The sequence below is a fragment of the Paenibacillus solanacearum genome, from assembly GCF_910593845.1.
Classification (GTDB): domain Bacteria; phylum Bacillota; class Bacilli; order Paenibacillales; family NBRC-103111; genus Paenibacillus_G; species Paenibacillus_G solanacearum.
In genome coordinates this window covers 1-22,290 of sequence record NZ_CAJVAS010000051.1, presented here as the reverse complement: position 1 = coordinate 22,290, position 22,290 = coordinate 1, and the positions used below count along the sequence as shown (strand labels likewise).

Here is a 22,290-nt window from a genome sequence, read left to right as displayed (position 1 = left end):
CAAGGCGCAATAGCGACAAACCGATTTCTTCCAAGTTTAGAAATATTCCAATTGGAAAAACTGGGAAGTAGATAGAAGGGAGGCAGGAAGCCATGAAACAAATCATTCTCATTACCGACGGCTGCTCGAACGTAGGGATTAGCCCGGTAGTGGCGGCTGCCCATGCCAAGGCGGAAGGAATTGTCGTGCACGTTGTTGGCGTATTGGACAGCGGGGGCATAGGTGAACAGGGAGCGGAAGAAATTCAGGCGATCGCCAGAGCCGGGGGCGGCATGAGCCGGATCGTCCAGCCTGCGCAGCTGTCCCAGACGGTCCAGATGATGACGCGCAAGACGGTGATTCAGACGATACAGCAGGTGGTAAGTGAAGAATTAAGAACAATTCTCGGGCATTCGAGGCTGGAAGCGCTCCCCCCGGAGCAACGCTCCGACGTCGTGCACGTCATTGACGAACTGACGGAGACGACCGCGCTGAAGGTATCCCTCCTGATCGACGCCAGCGCCAGCATGAAGCCCAAACTTGACGCCGTCAAAGACGCTATCTATGATTTACAGCTCAGCTTGCAGTCCCGCATCGGCGAAAGCCTGCTATCGGTGTTTCATTTCCCCGGAAATGTTTCAGGCGAGCAGGAGGTGGAGATGGATCTGGATTGGACGCGAGACCTTGCAAATTTAAACCGGTTGTTTTATAAATTAAACATGAAGGGAACGACGCCTACCGGCCCGGCTCTGCTGAAAGTGGTTCAGTTCATTGCCGGAGATGCCGTTGGGTTGGAAGTGGAAGACAGAACACTGCACCGGGACGGCCGCGACTCACACAACCGTGCAAACGCAGGTAGGGATGGGATATGGAGTGACTACGTCGTTTGAGCCTGCTTTTCCGGCAGGAACCCTGATTCAGGGGAAGTGGAATAACGGCCAATACCGCGTAGAAAGGCTTCTCGGCGAAGGCGCGAACGGCAGAGTGTATCTTGTTCGCAAGGGGAAGCAGCATTACGCGCTGAAATCGGGTTTTGATCCGCATGATCATCAATCGGAGGTTAATGCGCTCAAAGCGCTGTCCCGGTCATCAAGCTCGTTTCAGCAGTTCATGGTCGATTCCGATGACTTTGCATATGAAGGCAAAGACTATCCATTTTATGTCATGAGGTACATACGGGGCAAATCGTTGACGGATTTCCTGACGGAGAACGGCCGGGACTGGGTGCATCTGGTCGGTCTGCATCTGCTGCGCAAGCTGACGGAGCTCCATGCCGGCGGCTTTGTGTTCGGCGATTTGAAAGCCGAGAATATGATCATTAGCGGCTACGGCGATACGGAGCTGATCGATTTCGGCGGATTGACCGCCAAAGGGCGGTCGATCAAGCAGTTTACGGAAGTGTATGACCGGGGGTTCTGGAATGCCGGCACGCGCACGGCGGACGAGGCATATGATTTGTTCTCCTTCGCTGTGCTGCTTCTGAGCGTAACGGACCGGCAGCGGCGCCTTCAAGGGTTCAAGGCGATACTTCCGCAAAATCGCAACGTCGAGGCGCTGATCGAGATGCTTAGAGACAATGAGCTGCTCGCTCCGGCCGCGCCGGTATTGCGCAAGGCGCTGCTCGGCCAATATGCGGGTTCGCGGCAAGCGCTTGCCGATTGGCGCGCGCGCAGTCTGGCCAAGCGGCCCGTTCGCAAGAAGCCGGTGAGCGGCGGCTGGATCAAGGTATGCTTCGCCGCTTCGCTGCTGTTATTCGGAGCGACGGTTTATATGTTTTGGCCGTGAGGCGCGCTCAGCCAAGGGAAGAGGTTTATGGGGATGGGATCTGCAGGAGAATTGACGGATCGCGTAGAGCGGGTTATCCGTACGGAACATTTGATTTCGCCAGGGGACGGCGTCGTTGTCGCGGTATCGGGAGGGCCTGATTCCGTCGGGCTGCTGCATCTCCTATTTGCACTGTCCGGGCGCTATGGGTGGAAGCTTACCGTCGCCCACGTCAATCACAGCTTCCGCGGCGAGGAGTCGGAGCGGGAGGCTGAGCTTGTCGAGCGGCTGGCGCAAGAGCTGCAGCTGCCCTGCACAAGCACACTGATCGACGTGCCGCGGCATATAAGGGAAACGGGCAAAAATCCGCAAGTCGCGGCAAGGGAGCTGCGCTACGCATTCTTGACGGAAACGGCGCAGCGGGCGGGGGCGAGCCGCATGGCGCTGGCCCACCATGCGGACGATCAGGCGGAAACCGCGCTGATGCGGCTGATCCGCGGTACATCGCCGTCCGGTCTGGCAGGCATGCCAATGCGGAGAATGGTAAAAAATGGGTTGGAACTTATTCGCCCCTTGCTTCGTATATACAAATCAGACCTCGTCGATTACTGCCAGGCGCAGCATCTGTCTTATTGCATTGACAGCAGCAATCTCGAGAACAAATATTTTCGCAATCAGATCCGGAATGCGGCGCTGCCGTTTTTAAGACAATATAATGAACAACTGCCTACCGCGCTGCTCCACCTCACGGAGATGGCTGCTGCGGAAAACGATTACTTGGAGCAGGAAACCAAGGAATTGGCCTCGCGGCACATAAGCCGGGAGGACGGGGTGTACGCCTGGTCCGCAAATTGGTTCGCAGGGGTACATGTTGCTTTACAAAGGCGTTTGATTAAACTAATATTAAATTATCTTGCCTCTGACCCGGACGGCATTGATTTTGTGACCGTTGAAGGGGCCCGTCAGGCGATGACGGCGAAGTCGCCTTCGAATTTCCGGAGAGAGATCGGACAAAACATTACGATCGTCAGGGAATATGATCGTATTGCCGTTCATACTATGGTTTTACAGCCGGTGGCTTATGCGTATGCTGTAGAGCGAGGGCAAGAAGCGATCGCCATTCCGGAGACCGGAGTCAGCCTGGAACTGCGCTGGCTTGGCACGGAAGGATCTCGCGAACGCGGCGCCGCTGCCTATGAGGCGTGGTTCGATGCCGACCAGCTTGTTTTTCCGTTGTCGGTCCGCAGCCGCAGGCCGGGAGACCGGATGAAGCCGTACGGACTAAACGGAACGAAAAAAGTAAAAGATATGTATATCGACGCAAAAGTCCCTCCCCTGCTTAGGGAACGCATACCGATTGTGGAGGACGCCGCGGGAACGGTGCTTTGGCTTCCCGGTGTCAGAAGGTCGGCTCATGCCGGATGCAGCGCCGAGACGGTACGCTATTTACATATGAAGCTTCACATGCCGGAGAGTCTGCTTTTCAGCATGTCAAGATAATCATAATGCAACCAATTTTAATTGAAAAGTGGGAGGATCACTCTTGCAAAACGACGTACAAGAAACACTCTACTCGGAACAACAAATTCAAGACAAAGTAAAGGAGATGGGCGCTGCGATCAGTCGGGATTTCGAGGGGCGTAATCCGCTCGTAATCTGCGTATTGAAAGGGGCCTTTATTTTTATGGGCGACCTCGTCAAGCAGATTAACGTCCCGCTGGAAATTGACTTTATGGCCGTATCCAGCTACGGGGCATCGACCAAGTCGTCCGGTGTCGTGAAGATCATCAAGGATCTCGATATTTCCGTCGAGGGCAGACATGTACTGATCGTTGAGGATATCATCGATAGCGGCTTGACGCTGAGCTATTTGATTGACGTGCTGGAGCGGCGCAATGCGCAGTCGATCACGATCGCGGCCCTGTTCGATAAACCGGGACGCCGTACCGTGGATTTGGATGCGGATTACAAAGGATTTGTCATCCCCGATGCATTTGTGGTCGGCTATGGGTTAGACTATGCGGAGAAGTACCGGAACTTGCCTTATGTAGGCATCTTGAAGCCGGAAGTGTACTCCCATTAGCATTTCTTGAGATGCCGAGACTTGCTGTGGTACAATATACAATGTTGCCGTTTTTTGAGAGGAGGTAGGGGATGAATCGAATTATTCGCAATACGGGCTTTTATCTGCTCATTTTTTTGGTCACCGTCGGTATCGTACATTTTATCAGCACGCAAAATGATCAGAAAGATGTCATAAGCTACGATAAGCTTCAGCAAGCGTTAGCGCAGAAAAATGTCGAATCCATCATTGTGAAATATGACGCTCAAACGTATTTGGTTCGGGGGAAATACAAGAACGCGCCTGCCGCGGACAAGAAAAATTTTGAGACCCGTGCACCTTACAGCGACGAAATATTCAAGATGATTCAGACGAGCGAAGTGCCAAACGTGAATATTGAGAAGATGGAAGGGGACAACGTTTGGATCAGCTTCCTTACCTCCATTATTCCGTTCGTGATCATCTTCATCCTGTTCTTCTTTTTACTGAACCAAGCCCAGGGTGGCGGCGGGAAAGTAATGAATTTCGGGAAAAGCCGGGCGCGGCTTTACAATGAGGAGAAGAAGCGGGTTACGTTCGAGGACGTTGCCGGCGCTGACGAAGAGAAGCAGGAGCTAGTCGAGGTTGTTGAATTCTTGAAAGATCCCCGGAAATTTTCGGCCGTTGGCGCCCGAATTCCGAAAGGGGTACTTCTCGTAGGTCCTCCGGGTACAGGTAAAACTTTGCTGGCCCGCGCGGTTGCCGGTGAAGCCGGTGTTCCGTTCTTCAGTATCAGCGGTTCCGATTTCGTAGAAATGTTCGTCGGGGTCGGGGCATCGCGCGTACGCGATTTGTTCGAAAATGCAAAGAAGAATGCACCTTGTATCATATTTATAGATGAGATTGATGCGGTCGGCCGTCAGCGCGGCGCCGGACTCGGCGGCGGGCATGACGAGCGCGAGCAGACGCTCAATCAGCTTCTTGTCGAGATGGACGGCTTTGGCGCGAACGAAGGCATTATTATCGTAGCCGCGACGAACCGCCCGGACATCTTGGACCCGGCGCTTCTCCGCCCGGGCCGTTTCGACCGCCAAATTACGGTCGATCGTCCGGATGTGAAGGGACGCGAGGCAGTGCTGAAAGTACATGCGCGCAACAAGCCGCTTTCCAAGGACGTCAAGCTCGATCAGTTGTCCCGTTATACGACAGGCTTTACGGGAGCCGACCTGGAGAACTTGCTGAATGAAGCGGCATTGATCGCGGCGCGCCGCAACCGCAAAGATATCTCGATGGATGAAATCGACGAAGCGTTCGACCGCGTCATCGTTGGTACGCAGAAGAAAAGCCGCGTGATCAGCGAGCGTGAGAAGCGGATGGTCGCTTTCCACGAAGCGGGCCATACGATCGTCGGCGTCCATGTCGAGAACGCCGAAATGGTGCACAAAGTGACGATCATCCCGCGCGGACGCGCAGGCGGATACGTGATGATGCTGCCCAAAGAAGGCGAAGACCGCATGATGCAGACGAAGTCCGAGCTGCTGGATAAAGTGACGGGCTTGCTCGCAGGCCGCGTGTCCGAGGAGCTGTTCATCGGCGAGATCGGAACCGGCGCCTATAGCGATTTCCAACGGGCCACCGGCATCGTCCGCCGGATGATTACCGAGTTCGGGATGAGCGATAAGCTCGGTCCGATGCAATTCGGCACGACGCAAGGCCAAGTATTCCTGGGCCGCGATATCGGGCATGAACAGAACTATAGCGACGCCATCGCGTACGAGATTGATCAGGAAATGCAAAGCATCATTCGTGCTTGCTACGACCACGCGAAAGAAACGCTGACCAAATACGCGGATCAGGTACGACTCATCGCCGAAACGCTGATCGAGAAAGAGACGCTCGAGAAGGATGAAATTCGCGAGCTGATCGAAAGCGGGAAGCTGGGTCCGAGCCAGGATTCGTCGCAAAAGAACGATGATGTGAAAGTGAACATCCAAAGCCAAAATCAAGAATCCGGAGTCAACAAGCTGGATTTTGATAAAGAGGATGCGGATGACCATAAAGACGAGAAATAGCAGCAAACGAGCCGGCGCGCAAGCGCCGGCTTTTGTTGTATAAGATCAGAGGCCGTTCCATAGAAGAAGCCGGATAACCTTGCCTAGGGTAAAAAGCAGGGTTTGGCGGGAAACTATAGTGGAGGGGAGCAAGACGCTCCATATCGTAGATAAATCAGTGTTTATCGAAGCTTTTCCCGGCGATTTAATCATTGACACAACCAAGATCGTTGTGTAAATTAGGTGTAAATCTGCAAGCGTTTAGGTGCAAAGCTTTAAGCTGTTTGTGAAGTAATTCACTAACTACCAGGTGTTCAGAAAAAAGGATGGTGTACCATGGAAGCATTAGCGTTGGAACGCAAGGCCGAGCAGAACAGAGAACTGAAAGAACGAATCGCTCAGCTGAAAAAGGAACGAAACGCTATTATTCTTGCTCATTATTATCAAAGGGATGAAATTCAAGAGGTAGCCGATTTTCGCGGGGACTCGTTTCTGCTCGCACAAAAGGCCGCTTCCACCGATGCCGATGTCATCGTCTTTTGCGGCGTTCATTTTATGGGAGAAAGCGCTAAAATTTTGGCTCCGAACAAGACCGTGCTGATTCCAGACGAACGAGCCGGCTGTCCCATGGCGGATATGGTGAATGTCGACGGACTGCGTGCGCTGAAGAAGAAGCATCCGAACGCCAAAGTCGTCGCTTACATTAATACATCGGCAGACGTGAAGTCCGAGACGGACATTTGCTGTACGTCCGCCAACGCGATTAAAGTGATCGAGGCAGTGGACTCAGATGAAATTATTTGGGTACCGGATAAAAACTTGGGCGATTACGTATCCAAGTTTACCGATAAAAAGATGATTATCTGGGAAGGTTACTGCAACACCCATGATATGTTAACCGTAAAAGATGTTGAGGAGATGAAGGCGCAGTATCCGAACGCTCAGTTCGTTGTTCATCCGGAATGCCGTCCGGAAGTGGTCAAGATGGGCGATTTCGTCGGAAGCACGACGGCGATTATTAAATATTGCCGCGAGTCGGACTGTCAGGAGTTTATCGTCGGGACGGAAGACGGAACAGGATATCAGCTGCGTCTGGACAGCCCGAATAAGAAGTTCCATTTTGCTACCAAATATTTGGTTTGTCCGAATATGAAAGTGAATAATTTGAAAAAAGTGGTCAAATGCCTGGAGACGAACGGCCCTCAGATCTACGTACCGCCTCATGTTGCCGACAAAGCCAGAGCATCCTTGGAGCGCATGCTGCAGGTCAAGTAGCATGCGCTACTTCTCTTCTTGTAAGGATAGGTGGGACTTATGATTCCTCGTTATTTAGTCGATTTCGATCTGCAAAGCTTACCGCATGTACATACCGATGTCATCGTGATCGGCGCCGGAATTGCCGGTCTTTTTACCGCTTTGAAGGCGGCAGAGCAGCACAAGGTGATGATGGTCACCAAGAAGTCGCTGCTCGACAGCAATACGCGTTACGCGCAAGGCGGGATCGCGGCTGTCATTTCGGATGAGGATTCGCCGGACTACCACCGGCAGGACACACTCATTGCCGGCGCGGGGCTTTGTTCATCGGCCGCCGTCGATGTGCTCGTCCATGAAGGGCCTGACGGCGTCCAGGATTTGATCCGCATGGGTACCGAATTCGACATGGAAGACGGGCATTACGCTCTGACCAAAGAAGGCGCTCACAGCCAGCGGCGCATTCTGCATGCCCAAGGCGATGCGACCGGCGCGGAGATCGTAAGGGCATTGTCGGAGCGGACGAAACAAAATGAGCAGATCGAAATATGGGACGATCATTTTGTGATCGACCTCATTACGGAAAACGGCGAATGTTTCGGTGCTCTGGTACAGAAGCCGGACGGGCAAAAAGTCTTCGTGCGCGCCAATGCGACAATCCTTTGCAGCGGCGGCGCAGGACAGCTGTACCGCTACACGACGAATCCGGAAATCGCTACCGCGGACGGCATCTCGATCGCCTACCGGGCCGGAGCGAATATCCGGGACGTCGAATTCGTCCAATTTCATCCGACATCGCTATGCTATCCGGGAGCGCCGCGGTTTCTGATCTCCGAAGCGGTGCGCGGAGAGGGTGCTGTCCTGCGCAACATGAACGGGGAACGCTTCATGGAGAAGTATCACCCGCAGTTGGAGCTTGCTCCGCGGGATGTCGTTGCGCGCGCGATCTTGAATGAAATGGAACAGACAAAATCGACGTTCGTCTACATTGATTTTACCCACGAATCGGAAGAGACCGTGAAGCACCGGTTCCCGACGATTTACGAGTATTGCTTGAACTACGGTCTCGATCTTTCGTCGGACTGGATTCCGGTCGCTCCGGCCGCGCATTATATGATGGGTGGGGTCGAAACGGATCTGTACGGAGAAACATCAGTCAAACGTCTGTTCGCATGCGGTGAAGTTTCGTCTACCGGCGTTCACGGAGCGAATCGGCTGGCCAGCAACTCGCTGTCGGAAGCGATCGTTTTCGGCCGCCGCATCGTACAGCGAATCGAGGGCCTGCCGCCGTTGGAAAGGACGCCGGTCATCCGGGAGGTGCTGGGTCGCAACGATAACGCCATCCAGCCGGTGGTGGAAAAGAGATTGAAGCTTCAAAAGGTCATGCTGCGCTATGTCGGCTTGAAGCGGAATGCCCAGGGCCTGGAGAAAGGCTGCGAGGAACTGAAGCGGCACATCACGATATACGACAGTCACTTGTCCAAAAGAGAAGAATATGAATTTGCGAACCTGCTTAACTGCGCTTTGTTAACGACGCAAGCCGCTTTGGCCCGGCAGGAAAGCCGCGGCGGGCACTATCGGGAAGATTTTCCGGAGAAGGACGATATGCAATGGCAAAAGCATATTATTTTCAACCGGGTAAACGGGACAACGGAAGGAAGGATCGACGATGTTTGAACTTAACCGGTCCGTGCTGGAGGCGAATTTGCGCTTATGGCTGGAAGAAGATATCGGCATGGGCGATGTAACGACGATGACAACCATCCCTTTAGACGGGCAGTCTAAAGGGATCATCCATATGAAGGATACGGGTATTGTGGCCGGCCTTGTCGTGGCTGAAGCGGTATTTTCCTTGGTGGACCCGCAGCTTCGCTTTGAAGCGAAAGCGGCCGACGGCGACCGGGTCGACTACGGGACGGTCATCGCTGAGGTGAGCGGCAGTACGCGCAGCATTTTGCTTGGAGAACGGCTTGCGCTTAACTTGCTGCAGAGAATGTCGGGTATCGCGACGCGCACGCGGCAATTCGTCGATCAGCTGGACGGGCTCCCCACCCGTCTGGTCGATACGCGGAAGACGACGCCAGGACACCGGATGCTTGAGAAATACGCGGTTCGCGTAGGTGGCGGTCATAATCACCGGTTCGGCTTGTACGACGCCGTCATGATCAAGGACAATCATATTAAAGGCGCCGGCGGGATCGCCAAGGCGATTGCGGCAGCCCGCGCGCACATTCCGCATACGATGAAGATCGAAGTGGAAGTGGAGAGCTTCGAGCAGCTGGAAGAAGCACTTGCCGCCAAGCCTGACATCATTATGCTGGACAACATGACACCGGACCGGATGAGGCAGGCGGTGCAGCGCATGAAACAAGAGGCGCCGCATATCATTGTAGAAGCGTCCGGCAGCGTGTCTCTGGATACGGTAAGGGGCATGGCGGAAACGGGGGTCGACGTCATTTCGGTCGGACGGTTAACCTATTCGGTGCAATCGCTGGATATTAGTCTGGATTTGAACGAGCAAAAGGGACAAAGGGAGGCCCGTTAATGATTTTGGTCGTGGACGTGGGGAACACGAATATCGTACTTGGTATTTATGAGGGCAAGGAGCTGCTGCATCATTGGCGGCTCAGCACCAACCGGTCGGCGACGGCAGATGAATACGGCATGACAATGTACAATTTGTTTCATCATGCGGGCATCACCCTGCATCAGGTGGAGGGCGTCATTATCTCTTCCGTAGTTCCTCCTTTGATGTTTGTGCTCGAGACTTTATGTTTAAAATACTTAAAGAAGAATCCGCTGATCGTGGGTCCGGGCATTAAGACCGGACTCAATATCCGCTATGAAAACCCCAGGGAGGTCGGAGCGGACCGGATCGTCAACAGTGTGGCGGCGATCGAGCTGTACGGCGCGCCGTGTATTGTGGTTGATTTCGGCACTGCTACGACGTTCGATTACATCGACGAACAGGCGCAGTATATCGGAGGAGCGGTCGCTCCGGGTATCGGCATCTCCACTGAGGCGCTCTACCAGCGCGCCGCGAAGCTGCCTCGCATCGAGCTCGTCAAGCCGAAGAGCGTCGTCGGGCGCAACACGATCGCCTCGATGCAGGCTGGCATTATTTACGGCTTCGCAGGCCAAGTCGACGGCATTGTGGGACGAATCCGGCAAGAGTTCCGCTCGGAGCCGAAGGTCGTCGCGACCGGGGGGCTCGCAGAGCTGATTGCCGCCGAATCCAAGACGATCGAGCTGGTGAACCCGCTGCTCACCCTGCAGGGCCTGCAACTGATTTACGAACGCAACGTGTAACGGTGCACGGCGCTTGCCATCCAAGGTTTAAGATTATAAGAAGGAGCTTTGTTCCATGCAGGATTATTTGATTCGCGCCACGGCCTACGGCGGGAAAGTCCGCGCGTTTGCAGTGCTGACCACGTCCATCGTTGAGGAAATGAGAAGACGGCATCAGACGACGCCCGTGGCTACGGCGGCGTTGGGACGGACGGCTACGGCCGGTATTATGATGGGGGCCATGCTGAAGGGCGACGAGAAATTGACCATTCAAGTCAAAGGCGACGGTCCAATCGGACAAATCGTCGTCGATGCCGATGCCAAGGGAGACGTACGCGGTTATGTGGACAATCCGGCAGTCGATCTGCCGCTCAATGCGGTTGGCAAGCTCAACGTGGCGGGGGCCGTAGGGACGGACGGATTTATGTACGTCATTAAAGATTTGGGACTCAAGGAGCCGTATCGCGGCAGTGTGCCGATTATTTCCGGAGAGCTCGGTGAAGATTTTACATATTATTTCGCCAAATCGGAGCAAACCCCTTCTGCGGTAGCGCTGGGCGTACTGGTCGATGTCAACTTGACGGTCAAGACAGCGGGCGGCTTTATTATTCAGCTCTTGCCCGGACTGGCCGATGAAGAGATCATGCAAATTGAGAAAGAGCTCGGAGCGCTCCCTCCGATTACTTCCTTGTTAGACCGCGGAGAGAAGCTGGAAAATATTCTTACCGCATTCCTGCCCGATGTGGAAGTGCTCGAGCGGCGGGAGGACATTCGATTCCAGTGCAAATGCTCCAGGGAACGGGTGGAACGCACGCTGCTGTCCTTGGGACGAAACGAAATGGAGCGTATACAGGAAGAAAACGGGCATGCGGAAGTGGTGTGCCATTTTTGCAATGAAGCGTACCGTTTCAATGGGGAACAGTTAGAGGAGATCATTAGGCAATTGTAAGGATGAGAGTGATCGTACGAGGGGATTAGGAGATGCGAAACGTCAAAGTATTATGGGGCACTATCGGATTTTTGCTGATAGCTGTGATCTCCCTTTCCTCCGTACTGGCAGCCAATTCCTTGAAGCCATCCAATGTCGGGATGACCCCGGATCAAACGAAACAGGACGACAGAGCGCGGCCCATAGCAACCGTAGGAGACAAAACCATTACCGTTCGTATGTTGGAAGAGCAGCTGATGAGCAAGTATGGCCGGGAACTGCTCAATCAAATCATTGATCAAGAAGTCATTCGCATGGAAGGCAAAGCGCAGGGGATTAGCGTGGACGATGGCGAGGTCCAGCAGGAAATCAAGCGGATGCAGCAAGGATACGACAGTGAGGAACAATTTTATAAAGCGATGAAGGAGCAGCTCGGCTTCTCGCCGGAGGCGCTTAGAAAAGATATTTATTTCAAGCTGCTGTCGGAGAAAATCGCAATGCAAGGGATACGGATTACCGACGAGCAGGTAGAGGCGTTCATCAAGGCTCATGCCGAAGAATTCAAGCAGCCGGCACAGTTGAGGCTTGCGCAGATCGTCACGGCGAACAGGGACCAGGCGAACCGGACGCTGAATGATTTGGCGAAGGGCACCGATTTTGCACAGGTCGCCAAAGAACGGTCGCTTGATGATGCGACCCGAGATCATGGCGGTGATCTCGGCTGGGTCGAGGAGGATGATCCTTTCGTTCCCCCTGTAGTCATGAAGTCGGCAAAGCAGTTGAAGGCGGGACAAACGTCGGCCCCGATCGAGCTGAACGGACAATACGTCGTACTGAAGCTCAAAGAGCGCAAAGAGGCGATGAAGCTCGGGAGCGATGCGATCAAGGAGCAGGTCCGCAAAGAAATAGCGCTTCGCGAAGCGCCTTCGATCAAGGAAATCATGAAGAGGCTGCGAGATAAATGGAAGGTCGCCATTCTTCAGGCATTATAGGATGCAATTGGCAAAAACGTATTGACAACCTAGGTGCGGGTTGATAAGATATATATATTATAATACCTACCAAAATACTCGGATATCATCTGAACAAGGAGAGGGAATCGGATATGGCCAGATTAGTGCAAAGCGTTACGCAATTGATTGGGGATACACCGCTCGTCAAATTAAACCGCGTTGTTCCGGAAGGCAGCGCAGAGGTATACGTGAAGCTGGAGTTCCAAAACCCCGGCGCCAGCGTGAAAGACCGCATCGCAATCTCCATGGTTGAAGTCGCTGAGCAGGAAGGACGTATCAAACCGGGGGATACGATTGTCGAGCCGACCAGCGGTAATACGGGGATCGGGCTTGCGATGGTCGCCGCGGCCAAAGGTTATAAAGCCATTCTGGTCATGCCGGAGACGATGTCCGTCGAACGCCGCAACCTGCTTCGTGCTTACGGGGCCGAGCTCGTGCTCACGCCGGGAGCAGAGGGAATGAAAGGCGCGATCAAGCGGGCAGAAGATATTGTCGCAGCCAATCCGGGCTATTTCATGCCGCAGCAGTTCAAAAACCAGGCGAACGTCAAAGTTCACCGCGAGACAACCGGTCCGGAAATCGTCGAAGCGATCAAAGGCCACGACGGTAAGCTGGATGCATTCGTTGCAGGGATCGGCACGGGCGGAACGATTACGGGCGCCGGCAGCGTGCTTAAGGAAAACTTCCCGAACATCAAGATTTATGCGGTCGAGCCGAAAGCATCTCCGGTCTTGTCCGGAGGCCAGCCGGGACCTCACAAAATTCAAGGCATTGGCGCAGGCTTTGTGCCTGATATATTGAATACGAGCGTATATGACGAAGTCATTCCGGTCGAAAACGACGAAGCGTTCGAAACTTCCCGCCGCGTGGCGAAGGAAGAAGGCATCCTCGGCGGTATTTCCTCCGGCGCTGCCATCTTCGCCGCGTTGAAAGTAGCCAAAGAGCTGGGCGCCGGCAAGCGCGTCGTCGCGATCATTCCGAGCAACGGCGAACGCTATCTCTCCACGCCGCTCTATCAATTTGAAGACTAATCCGGGTCATCGTCCCCTTCGCAATGTGAAGGGGATTTCTTTTTTTTATCAATGTCGTTATATGCAGCGATCTGCTTTTCATCGAATGCATTTTCAAGTATACTAATTCCATCTATGGAAGAACGGGAGGGGTAGTAGCGTGATTCTCACCTCATTAGAGCAGTGGTTGCATTGGGCGGGTGAATTCACCGCACTCCCTTATGTCGTAAGCTGGCCACTTCAAGAAGATCGGCCGCTCATGTGGGAACAAGCTTGGCGCGAGGCGGCACCGGAATCGTTCGTGCTGGAAAGCGGCAAAGGCGGTCGGTATACGTTTATCGGACTGGCTCCGGTATCGACAATTCGCGGCGTGGGAGAACAAGCGGTCGTCACCGGGGGAGAAGCCGAGCGGGAGGAGTGGAGCGGGAAGCCGCTCCAACTCGTGAAGCGTTGGATGGCGCCATACCGCTCGCCGAAGGTCGACGGGGCACCCAAATGGATCGGCGGCTGCGTCGGGTTCTGGGGCTACGACGTCATCCGTTCCATTGAGCGCATCCCGGTTCAAGCCCGAGCGGACTTGAACGTTCCGGATTACGCGTTTATGCGGATGGAAGAGCTGTGGATTATCGATCATGCCGAGAAAATGCTGTATTGTGCGGTTCATTCGGTCATAACGCCGGATACGCCGCCATCGATGCTGAAGATTCGGTATGAGGATGCGGCAGCGGCGGCCAACCGTATGAAGTCGGTGTGGGATCGTATAGTCTCCACTGGGGCTGGCGAGTTAACGAAGCGCAGGCTGGAACGCATGAAGGAAGCGATTCGTGAAGACAAGCTGCAGATCGATATCGAATCAATCGAAGGCATTACCGCCGACTTTGAAAGAGAACAGTATATCGAGGCTGTCCGGAAAATTCAAAGCTACATCGGAGCCGGCGACGTGTTCCAGGTTAATCTTTCCGTGCGTCAGCATAAATCGCTGAAGGAGACGCCGGAAACGATCTACGAGTGGCTGCGGCTGGTGAATCCTTCTCCCTACATGGGGCTGCTGCGGTTCGCCGATTTTCAGCTTGTATCCGGCTCGCCCGAGCTGCTCGTTCAAGTAGAGGACGCCGAAGTACGGACCCGGCCGATCGCCGGAACGCGGCCGCGCGGGGCGAATGCGGAAGAAGATCAGCGTCTGGCGAGCGAGCTGATCTCGAACGAGAAGGAACGGGCTGAGCATATTATGCTGGTCGATCTGGAGCGCAACGACCTGGGGCGGATCTCGACCTACGGTACCGTGAAAGTCAAAGATTTCATGGTGATCGAATATTACTCCCATGTGATGCACATCGTATCTCAAGTTGAAGGGAAACTTGCCGAGGGCCGGGATGCGTTCGATGTCATCGCGGCCACCTTCCCGGGCGGCACGATTACCGGCGCTCCGAAGATCCGGACGATGGAGATCATCGAAGAGCTGGAGCCGGTCCGGCGCGGTCCGTACACTGGCTCGATCGGCTGGATCGACTATAACGGTGATACGGAATTCAATATTATTATCCGAACGCTGGTCGTTACGGATGGCGTCGGCTACGTGCAGGCCGGCGCGGGGATCGTGATCGATTCTGTGCCGGAGAAAGAATACACGGAGTCGATCAACAAAGCGAAGGCGATGTGGAAAGCAATCCAATACAGCGAACAGAGCGGTGCGGCCGCAGGAGGTAGAAGCGTATGATTCTGGTCATCGACAATTACGATTCGTTTACGTACAATCTCGTACAGTATTTAGGGGAGCTTGGGGAACAGATCGAAGTACGGCGCAACGACGAGATCGATCTCGCCGGAATTGAGGCGCTGAAGCCGGATCATATTCTCATTTCGCCGGGACCTTGCACACCGAACGAAGCTGGCATCAGCCTGTCCCTGATCGAGCACTTCAAAGGAAAAGTCCCGATTCTCGGCGTATGCCTGGGCCATCAATCGATCGGACAAGTGTTCGGCGGCGACGTGATTCGTGCCGAGCGGTTGATGCATGGCAAGACGTCGCAAATATTCCATGATGGCAAAACGGTATTCAAAGACCTGCCATCGCCGTTTACGGCCACGCGCTATCACTCCTTGATCGTGAAACGGGAGACGCTGCCCGATTGCCTGGAGATTAGCGCCGAAACGGCGGAAGGCGAGATTATGGGGCTTCGCCATAAGCATTATCCGATCGAAGGCGTACAGTTTCATCCGGAATCGATCATTACAGACCACGGTCATCAAATGCTGCGCAATTTTTTGCGCGAAACGGTTGTGGGCAAAGCGTGAACATTGTGCTGAATGGAAGCATGATCGACGAGAAAAAGGCCATGGTCTCCGTATACGACCACGGCTTTCTTTATGGAATGGGACTGTTTGAAACGTTCCGCACGTACGGCGGGAAGCCCTTTTTGCTGGAGACACACCTCTCTCGCTTGGCGGTAGGCTGTCGTGAGCTGGGCATCGATTTTACACCGGACCCGCTCAAACTGGCCGCAGAGGTGTCCATGCTTTTGAAGGCTAACGGGCTGCCGGACGGCTACTTTCGGTATACCGTAACGGCGGGGACGGACGTGCTGGGGCTGCCGACCGCGAGCTACGAGCGGCCGACGGAGGTATTGTATGTCAAGCCGCTGCCTCACGACGGTGTTGTTCAACAACCGATAGGAAAAGCACTGCAGCGGTTGAAGCTTCGCCGCAACACGCCGGAAGGCCTCATGCGGCATAAATCGCTGCATTACATGAACAATATTTTGGCGAAAAAAGAATTGAACCGTTACTCCTGGGCGGCTGCGGCCGGAGCGGAAGGTTTATTTTTGGACACGCGCGGGTATGTATGTGAAGGGATCGTCAGCAATCTGTTTTTTGTGCGCGAAGGCTCGCTGATGACGCCTGCCGTTGAGACGGGATTACTGCCGGGCATCACGCGCCAATTTGTCATGGAGCTGGCCTTGCAGCTCGAAGTGCCGGTAATGGAAGGGCTGTACACCTGGGAGGAGCTGCTTGCGGCGGAAGAAGTGTTCATGACAAACTCAATTCAGGAGCTTGTCCCGGTTACATGTCTGTACGACGAAGCTGGGATGAGCCGCTCGGTTGGAATCGGCTCGATCGGACCGCTCACCGGTTTGCTGCTGGCGCATTATCGAAAGTTAGCACAGCCTGCGAGCGACGGGCATCTCGACGAAGGAGGGCTAGTGAAATGAACAAGCGGACAACGATCCAAAGTCGGAACGGGGTGCTTGATTATAGCGGACGTACGCTGGTGATGGGCATCTTGAACGTTACCCCGGATTCGTTCTCGGACGGAGGGCAGTACATCGATCCACAGCTTGCGGTCGGTCGGGCGAAGCAATTGATTGAGGATGGCGCCGATGTGCTCGACATCGGAGGGGAATCGACGCGTCCGGGATTTGCCCCCGTGCCGCTGGAGGAAGAATTGCGACGGGTTATCCCGGCGATTCGGGCGATCCGGGCTGCGGGGCTGACGATCCCGATCTCCGTGGACACTTATAAGGCCGAGACGGCCAGGCAGGCACTTGAGGCTGGTGCGGATTGGCTCAACGATATATGGGGATTGCAGCGGGACCCGATCATGGCGGAAGTGGCCGCTGCATATGGCAGCCCGATTGTCCTTATGCATAATCGGACCGAAGCGGTGTATGCTAGCTTTATCCAGGACGTCGTGGACGATTTGCGGGAAACCGTACGGCGTGCACACGCTGCGGGCATACGGGACGAGCACATTATTCTCGATCCGGGCATCGGCTTTGCCAAATCGTATGAACAGAATTTGCAGCTGATGAATTATTTGGACCGGATCGTGGAGCTCGGTTACCCGGTTCTGCTCGGCACATCAAGAAAAAGCATGATCCAGCGGACGCTGGGGCTCCCTGCGGGCGATATCGTAGAAGGGACGGCGGCGACCGTCGCGCTCGGTATCGCGCAAGGCTGCCAGATCGTTAGAGTACACGATGTAAAGGAAATGAAGCGGGTGGCGCGCATGACCGATGCGATGAAGAATGCCCGGTAGCGCCTATTTGAATACGCGGTGAAGGAGGTCTCGGTAGTCTTGGATAAAATCATAATGAAAGGCATGGCTTTTTACGGCAATCACGGCGTATTTCCTGAGGAAAATGTACTCGGACAGCGTTTTTACGTCGATGTCGAGCTGCATATGCCGCTCGATCGGGCGGGGAAGTCGGATGATCTCGGGCTTACCGTCAATTATGCGGAAGTGCATGAGCTCATCAAACGAATTGTCGAACAGCGGACGTTCAAGCTGATAGAGGCGCTGGCGGAGCAGGTTGCATCTGAGGTGCTCCGAACTTATACTAGTATAAATGAAATTACCGTGCGCGTGCTGAAGTCGCACCCCCCGGTGGCAATCCACTTCGACGGGGTCACGGTTGAAATTCATAGAAAGCGGGCATGATGGACATGGACGTTGGGGAATCGCAGCCGGACCGGCGAACGGAACGGGCGTACATTGGTCTGGGCTCGAATATCGGCGACCGGGAGCGTTATTTGCAGGAGGCGGTTAGGCTGCTGCAGGAGCACCCGGAAGTACAGGTGACGGGAACGTCAGGTAGGTACGAGACGGAACCGGTAGGCTATGTGGAGCAGGATCCATTTTTGAATATGGTTATTCGGGTTGAAACGACGTTGACGGCAGAGCGCCTTTTCGAGCAAATGCTTCAAGCGGAGCAAATGCTGGGACGCAAGCGTGAGATCCGCTGGGGCCCGCGGACGATCGACCTCGATCTGTTATTGTACGGTGATATGGTGCAAGACCGCCCGGACCTTATTTTACCTCATCCTCGCATGCTGGAACGTGCCTTCGTGCTTGTGCCTTTAATTGAAGTCATGAAGCCGCATGAGCCGGAGAGGGCAATGGAGTTGAACCGGCATCTTGAACGGGCGGAAGGAAAGGAAGGCGTTAAATTGTGGACAAATTGAGTGCTGTCGCTCAGCGTATCCGGGCATTTCGCAAGCTGAAGGGATACACGCAGAACGAATTGGCGGAGAAGCTCGACATCTCGATTTCGGTGCTTGGTTCCATCGAACGGGGGACGCGAAAGCCGGATCCGAGAATTATCCGCAAAATTTCGGAAGTGCTGGGCATCGCGCCGGAAGAACTAATCTCCGCATCCAGATAAACAGGCTTGCAATGAAAGGAGGAATGAATAATGCTGCAAATCGGAAATGTAACGGCCCCCAATAAAGTCGTATTGGCCCCGATGGCGGGTGTCTGCAACCCGGCGTTCCGCTTAATCGCCAAGGAGTTTGGCTGCGGCCTTGTATGTGCCGAGATGGTTAGCGACAAAGCGATACTGCATGGTAACCATCGCACGATGGAGATGTTGTTCGTGGACGAGCGGGAGAAGCCGCTCAGCCTGCAAATTTTCGGAGGCGATACCGAGTCGCTGCTGGAAGCCGCCAAATATGTCGACCAGCATACGAACGCGGATATCATCGATATCAATATGGGCTGTCCCGTGCCGAAGATCACGAAGTGCGACGCCGGCGCCCGCTGGCTGCTCGACCCGGGGAAAATCGAACAAATGGTATCCACGGTGAGCAAGGCGGTCAGCAAACCGCTGACAGTCAAAATGCGCATCGGCTGGGATGACGATCATATTTATGCCGTACAAAACGCCAAAGCGGTCGAAAATGGCGGCGGAGCTGCCGTATCCGTCCATGGCCGCACTCGCGTCCAAATGTATACGGGCCATGCCAATTGGGACATCATTAAGGAAGTCAAACAGTCTGTATCGATACCGGTTATCGGCAACGGCGACGTATTTACCCCGGAGGACGCCCAGCGCATGCTTGATCATGCCGGCGTAGACGGGGTGATGATCGGCCGCGCCGCGTTGGGCAATCCGTGGATGCTGTACCGGACGATTCAATATCTTACCAAAGGGGAGCTTCCGGACGATCCGACGCCGCAGGAGAAAATCCGTATCGCCATCCTGCACCTGGACCGGTTGACCGCGCTGAAGGGCGAAGCGGTCGCCGTGAAAGAAATGCGCAAGCATTTGGCGTGGTATTTGAAAGGTCTCCACGGAGCGGCTCGCATCAAAGATGCGATTATGGAGCAGACGAAGCGGGAGGCGCTCGTGCAGCTGCTGAACGATTTTATCGCAACGACAGTCGGTCGGGAATCGGGCACGGAGCCGTCCGCTGCAGTGCATTAAGCTTGACGGCCGGTGCGCCGTCTTTGGCTTACATTGACATTTTTATTGGGTTGAAATATAATCAGTCAATATAAATTGAGGTCCCGGGCATGGTCATTTCGCCTTGGTACGTTCATATATTGGTAATCAAGTGAATTCATAATCGATTCAGCTCGAACTATGAAAATCCTTCACATGATGGGAGATCGGTCGCAATGAGCGAAAAAGAAGTTATTCTCACCCAGGAAGGCTTAAAGAAGCTCGAAGAAGAGCTTGAACATTTGAAATCGGTTAAACGCCGCGAAGTGGCGGAGCGGATCAAAGTCGCTATCGGCTACGGCGATATTAGCGAAAACTCGGAATATGAGGACGCTAAGAACGAGCAAGCGTTTAACGAAGGCCGGATCATCACGCTGGAGAAGATGCTTCGGAATGCCCGCATCATCAGCAATGACGAAGTGGATACCGATACGGTGAGCGTCGGTTCGATCGTGACATTGAAGGACCTGGAATTCGGTGACATCGTGGAGTATTCCATCGTAGGTACGGCGGAATCCGACCCGTTCCAAAATAAAATTTCCAACGAAAGTCCGGTCGGCAAAGCCATTTTGGGAAAACGTAAAGGCGCGACCGTTGACGTGAACGTACCGGCGGGCGTCATTCAATATGAGATCATCGATATCAAGAAGTAGTGCGCGTAAAAGCTTCCTTGGGAAGCTTTTTTGCTAAGCAGGCAGCCGCTTTGCCGGCGCGATATATAGTTGTAACGCAGAGCAGCTCCGATAGGGGCTTTTCTTAGGGTGCGCAACGGATTATTCCGAACAATTCAAGGAGTTGGAATCATGTCAGTCGAACTGGAATTAAATGAACTGCTGCAAATCCGCAGAGCAAAATTGGACGAGCTGCGCAGCCTCGGCATCGATCCTTTCGGGCAAAAGTTCGAAAGAACGCATCGCGCGGCAGAAATTGCGAAGGCGTACGAGGACAAGTCCAAGGAAGAGCTGGAGGCGCTGGAAGCCGAAGTCAGCATTGCCGGACGCATCATGCAGAAACGGGAAATGGGAAAAGCAGGTTTCGCTCATCTGCAGGACATTACGGGGAAAATCCAAATTTATGTTCGCGCGGACGCTGTAGGGGAAACTCCCTATAAAGCATATGATCTGCTGGATATCGGCGATTTGATCGGCATTCGCGGCACAGTGTTCAAGACGAAGACAGGCGAGCTTTCCGTGAAGGCGAAGTCTGTTGAAGTGCTGTCCAAATCGCTGCTCCCGCTGCCGGAAAAATATCATGGGCTAAAAGACGTAGAGCTGCGCTACCGTCAGCGTTATGTCGATTTGATCATGAATCAGGACGTGCAGCAAACTTTTATCGCCCGTTCCAAAATCATTCAATCGATGCGGCGTTATCTCGATGCGCGCGGTTACTTGGAAGTGGAGACGCCAACCCTGCATGCCATTGCCGGAGGCGCGGCCGCACGACCGTTCATTACGCATCATAACGCGCTGGATATGCAGCTGTATATGCGGATCGCGATCGAGCTTCATTTGAAGCGTTTGATTGTGGGAGGGATGGAGAAGGTGTACGAAATCGGCCGCGTTTATCGGAACGAGGGGATTTCCACGCGCCATAATCCCGAATTCACGATGATCGAACTGTATGAAGCGTACGCGGATTACAAAGATATTATGAAGCTCACCGAAGAAATGGTGGCGCATATTGCCCAAGAAGTGCTCGGAACCACCACGATTACGTACCAGGGGCAGCAGATTGATCTTGCCCCGGCGTGGCGCCGTGTCTCCATGGTTGATGCGATCAAGGAAGTGGTAGGCGTGGACTTCAGCGTTCAGATGAGCGACGAAGAAGCGCATCGTCTGGCCAAGGAGCATAAAGTTCCGGTCGAGCCGATGATGACATTCGGTCATATTGTGAACGCGTTCTTCGAGACGTTTGTTGAACAAACGTTAATTCAGCCTACGTTTATTACGGGCCATCCGGTAGCCATCTCTCCGCTTGCCAAGAAAAGCGCGGCGGACGAGCGGTTCACGGATCGTTTCGAGCTGTTTATCGTGGCGCGCGAGCATGCTAATGCGTTCACTGAGCTGAACGATCCCATCGATCAGCGCGAGCGGTTTGAAGCGCAGCTTGTCGAGCGTGAACAAGGAAATGACGAAGCGCATGAGATGGACGAGGATTTCGTCCGCGCGCTTGAATACGGCATGCCGCCAACGGGCGGGCTCGGCATCGGGATCGATCGGCTGGTCATGCTGCTTACAGACGCCCCTTCGATTCGGGATGTGCTGCTGTTTCCGCTTATGCGGGAGCGCCAGGGCGAATAGGTGTACAACGAAAGCAAGCTGCCTACGGGTAGCTTGCTTTTTTATATGCCCGATCTTTTGATGGAAAACGGTTTGATCATATGTCCAAAATTAAAGTTGCATTCGCTGCTTCGTTTGTGCTATATTACTCCTTGTCGCTTTTGCGGCAGAACAGCAAGTGAAAATGAAGTTCAAAAAAAACACTTGCATTGAACTGGGCGAATGTGATATATTAATTAAGTCGCCGCTGAAACGGTCGACAACAACCGACAGCAAATGATGTCGGGAAATGAAACGAATTGCTCTTTGAAAACTGAACAACGAGTGAGTGAAATAGAGAATGCAAATTCTCGCTAGCAGTAAATTTTGAGCTCAATCAGCTTACATTATAGCGAACATAATCTTCGGGTTATGCAAGCAACCTTAATGGAGAGTTTGATCCTGGCTCAGGACGAACGCTGGCGG

Annotated in this window: 22 protein-coding genes; all 22 read left to right on the top strand. The window is 53.9% G+C overall.

The window, feature by feature from the left end; all coding sequences use genetic code 11:
• The first annotated feature begins 92 nt into the window (after positions 1–92).
• The 22 genes from KXG62_RS29840 (at position 93) to lysS (ending at position 21,846) form a co-directional block, all read left to right on the top strand.
• Positions 93–869 (top strand): vWA domain-containing protein, encoded by a 777-nt coding sequence (locus KXG62_RS29840; RefSeq protein WP_218095665.1) that lies wholly within the window; start codon positions 93–95, stop codon positions 867–869.
• Positions 853–1,764 carry a protein kinase domain-containing protein gene (locus tag KXG62_RS29835; protein WP_246627709.1) on the top strand — a complete coding sequence of 304 codons (912 nt, stop codon included), beginning with the start codon at positions 853–855 and terminating at the stop codon, positions 1,762–1,764. Before KXG62_RS29840 ends, KXG62_RS29835 begins: the two co-directional genes overlap by 17 nt.
• A gap of 33 nt (positions 1,765–1,797) precedes the next feature.
• Positions 1,798–3,243 carry a tRNA lysidine(34) synthetase TilS gene (tilS, locus tag KXG62_RS29830; RefSeq protein WP_218095663.1) on the top strand — a complete coding sequence of 482 codons (1,446 nt, stop codon included), beginning with the start codon at positions 1,798–1,800 and terminating at the stop codon, positions 3,241–3,243.
• A gap of 43 nt (positions 3,244–3,286) precedes the next feature.
• On the top strand, positions 3,287–3,826 hold the full coding sequence (gene hpt / locus KXG62_RS29825; RefSeq protein WP_218095662.1) for a hypoxanthine phosphoribosyltransferase: 540 nt from the start codon (positions 3,287–3,289) through the stop codon (positions 3,824–3,826).
• Positions 3,827–3,897: 71 nt separating this feature from the next.
• Complete coding sequence (gene ftsH / locus KXG62_RS29820) at positions 3,898–5,856, top strand: ATP-dependent zinc metalloprotease FtsH (RefSeq protein ID WP_218095661.1); 1,959 nt, start codon at positions 3,898–3,900, stop codon at positions 5,854–5,856.
• A gap of 315 nt (positions 5,857–6,171) precedes the next feature.
• The gene (gene nadA / locus KXG62_RS29815; RefSeq protein ID WP_218095660.1) at positions 6,172–7,110 is read left to right on the top strand and encodes a quinolinate synthase NadA; all 939 of its coding nucleotides are present in this window, start codon (positions 6,172–6,174) and stop codon (positions 7,108–7,110) included.
• A 39-nt stretch (positions 7,111–7,149) separates the two neighbouring features.
• On the top strand, positions 7,150–8,763 hold the full coding sequence (gene nadB, locus KXG62_RS29810; RefSeq protein ID WP_218095659.1) for an L-aspartate oxidase: 1,614 nt from the start codon (positions 7,150–7,152) through the stop codon (positions 8,761–8,763).
• Positions 8,756–9,631 (top strand): carboxylating nicotinate-nucleotide diphosphorylase, encoded by an 876-nt coding sequence (nadC, locus tag KXG62_RS29805; RefSeq protein WP_218095658.1) that lies wholly within the window; start codon positions 8,756–8,758, stop codon positions 9,629–9,631. The genes nadB and nadC overlap by 8 nt, the downstream gene beginning before the upstream one ends.
• Complete coding sequence (locus KXG62_RS29800) at positions 9,631–10,395, top strand: type III pantothenate kinase (RefSeq protein ID WP_218095657.1); 765 nt, start codon at positions 9,631–9,633, stop codon at positions 10,393–10,395. The genes nadC and KXG62_RS29800 overlap by 1 nt, the downstream gene beginning before the upstream one ends.
• A gap of 55 nt (positions 10,396–10,450) precedes the next feature.
• Positions 10,451–11,323 (top strand): Hsp33 family molecular chaperone HslO, encoded by an 873-nt coding sequence (gene hslO / locus KXG62_RS29795; RefSeq protein WP_218095656.1) that lies wholly within the window; start codon positions 10,451–10,453, stop codon positions 11,321–11,323.
• 32 nt (positions 11,324–11,355) lie between these two features.
• Positions 11,356–12,294, top strand: a complete 939-nt coding sequence (locus tag KXG62_RS29790) for a peptidyl-prolyl cis-trans isomerase (protein WP_218095655.1) — start codon at positions 11,356–11,358, stop codon at positions 12,292–12,294.
• A gap of 113 nt (positions 12,295–12,407) precedes the next feature.
• Positions 12,408–13,346, top strand: a complete 939-nt coding sequence (gene cysK / locus KXG62_RS29785; protein ID WP_218095654.1) for a cysteine synthase A — start codon at positions 12,408–12,410, stop codon at positions 13,344–13,346.
• Between the two features lie 139 nt (positions 13,347–13,485).
• Positions 13,486–15,042, top strand: coding sequence for an anthranilate synthase component I family protein (locus KXG62_RS29780; protein ID WP_218095653.1), 1,557 nt, complete (start codon positions 13,486–13,488; stop codon positions 15,040–15,042).
• On the top strand, positions 15,039–15,620 hold the full coding sequence (pabA, locus tag KXG62_RS29775; RefSeq protein ID WP_218095652.1) for an aminodeoxychorismate/anthranilate synthase component II: 582 nt from the start codon (positions 15,039–15,041) through the stop codon (positions 15,618–15,620). Before KXG62_RS29780 ends, pabA begins: the two co-directional genes overlap by 4 nt.
• Complete coding sequence (locus KXG62_RS29770) at positions 15,617–16,534, top strand: aminotransferase class IV (protein WP_218095651.1); 918 nt, start codon at positions 15,617–15,619, stop codon at positions 16,532–16,534. Before pabA ends, KXG62_RS29770 begins: the two co-directional genes overlap by 4 nt.
• Complete coding sequence (gene folP / locus KXG62_RS29765; RefSeq protein ID WP_218095650.1) at positions 16,531–17,361, top strand: dihydropteroate synthase; 831 nt, start codon at positions 16,531–16,533, stop codon at positions 17,359–17,361. Before KXG62_RS29770 ends, folP begins: the two co-directional genes overlap by 4 nt.
• Before the next feature lie 39 nt (positions 17,362–17,400).
• Positions 17,401–17,763 (top strand): dihydroneopterin aldolase, encoded by a 363-nt coding sequence (gene folB, locus KXG62_RS29760; RefSeq protein WP_218095649.1) that lies wholly within the window; start codon positions 17,401–17,403, stop codon positions 17,761–17,763.
• Between the two features lie 5 nt (positions 17,764–17,768).
• Entirely contained in the window at positions 17,769–18,287 is a 519-nt protein-coding gene (gene folK, locus KXG62_RS29755; protein ID WP_218095684.1) for a 2-amino-4-hydroxy-6-hydroxymethyldihydropteridine diphosphokinase, read from the top strand.
• Entirely contained in the window at positions 18,275–18,487 is a 213-nt protein-coding gene (locus tag KXG62_RS29750; protein WP_218095648.1) for a helix-turn-helix domain-containing protein, read from the top strand. Before folK ends, KXG62_RS29750 begins: the two co-directional genes overlap by 13 nt.
• A 30-nt stretch (positions 18,488–18,517) precedes the next feature.
• Positions 18,518–19,528, top strand: coding sequence for a tRNA dihydrouridine synthase DusB (gene dusB, locus KXG62_RS29745; protein WP_218095647.1), 1,011 nt, complete (start codon positions 18,518–18,520; stop codon positions 19,526–19,528).
• Between the two features lie 194 nt (positions 19,529–19,722).
• Positions 19,723–20,199 (top strand): transcription elongation factor GreA, encoded by a 477-nt coding sequence (greA, locus tag KXG62_RS29740; protein ID WP_218095646.1) that lies wholly within the window; start codon positions 19,723–19,725, stop codon positions 20,197–20,199.
• Between the two features lie 150 nt (positions 20,200–20,349).
• Positions 20,350–21,846, top strand: coding sequence for a lysine--tRNA ligase (gene lysS / locus KXG62_RS29735; RefSeq protein WP_218095645.1), 1,497 nt, complete (start codon positions 20,350–20,352; stop codon positions 21,844–21,846).
• Positions 21,847–22,290: the final 444 nt, after the last annotated feature.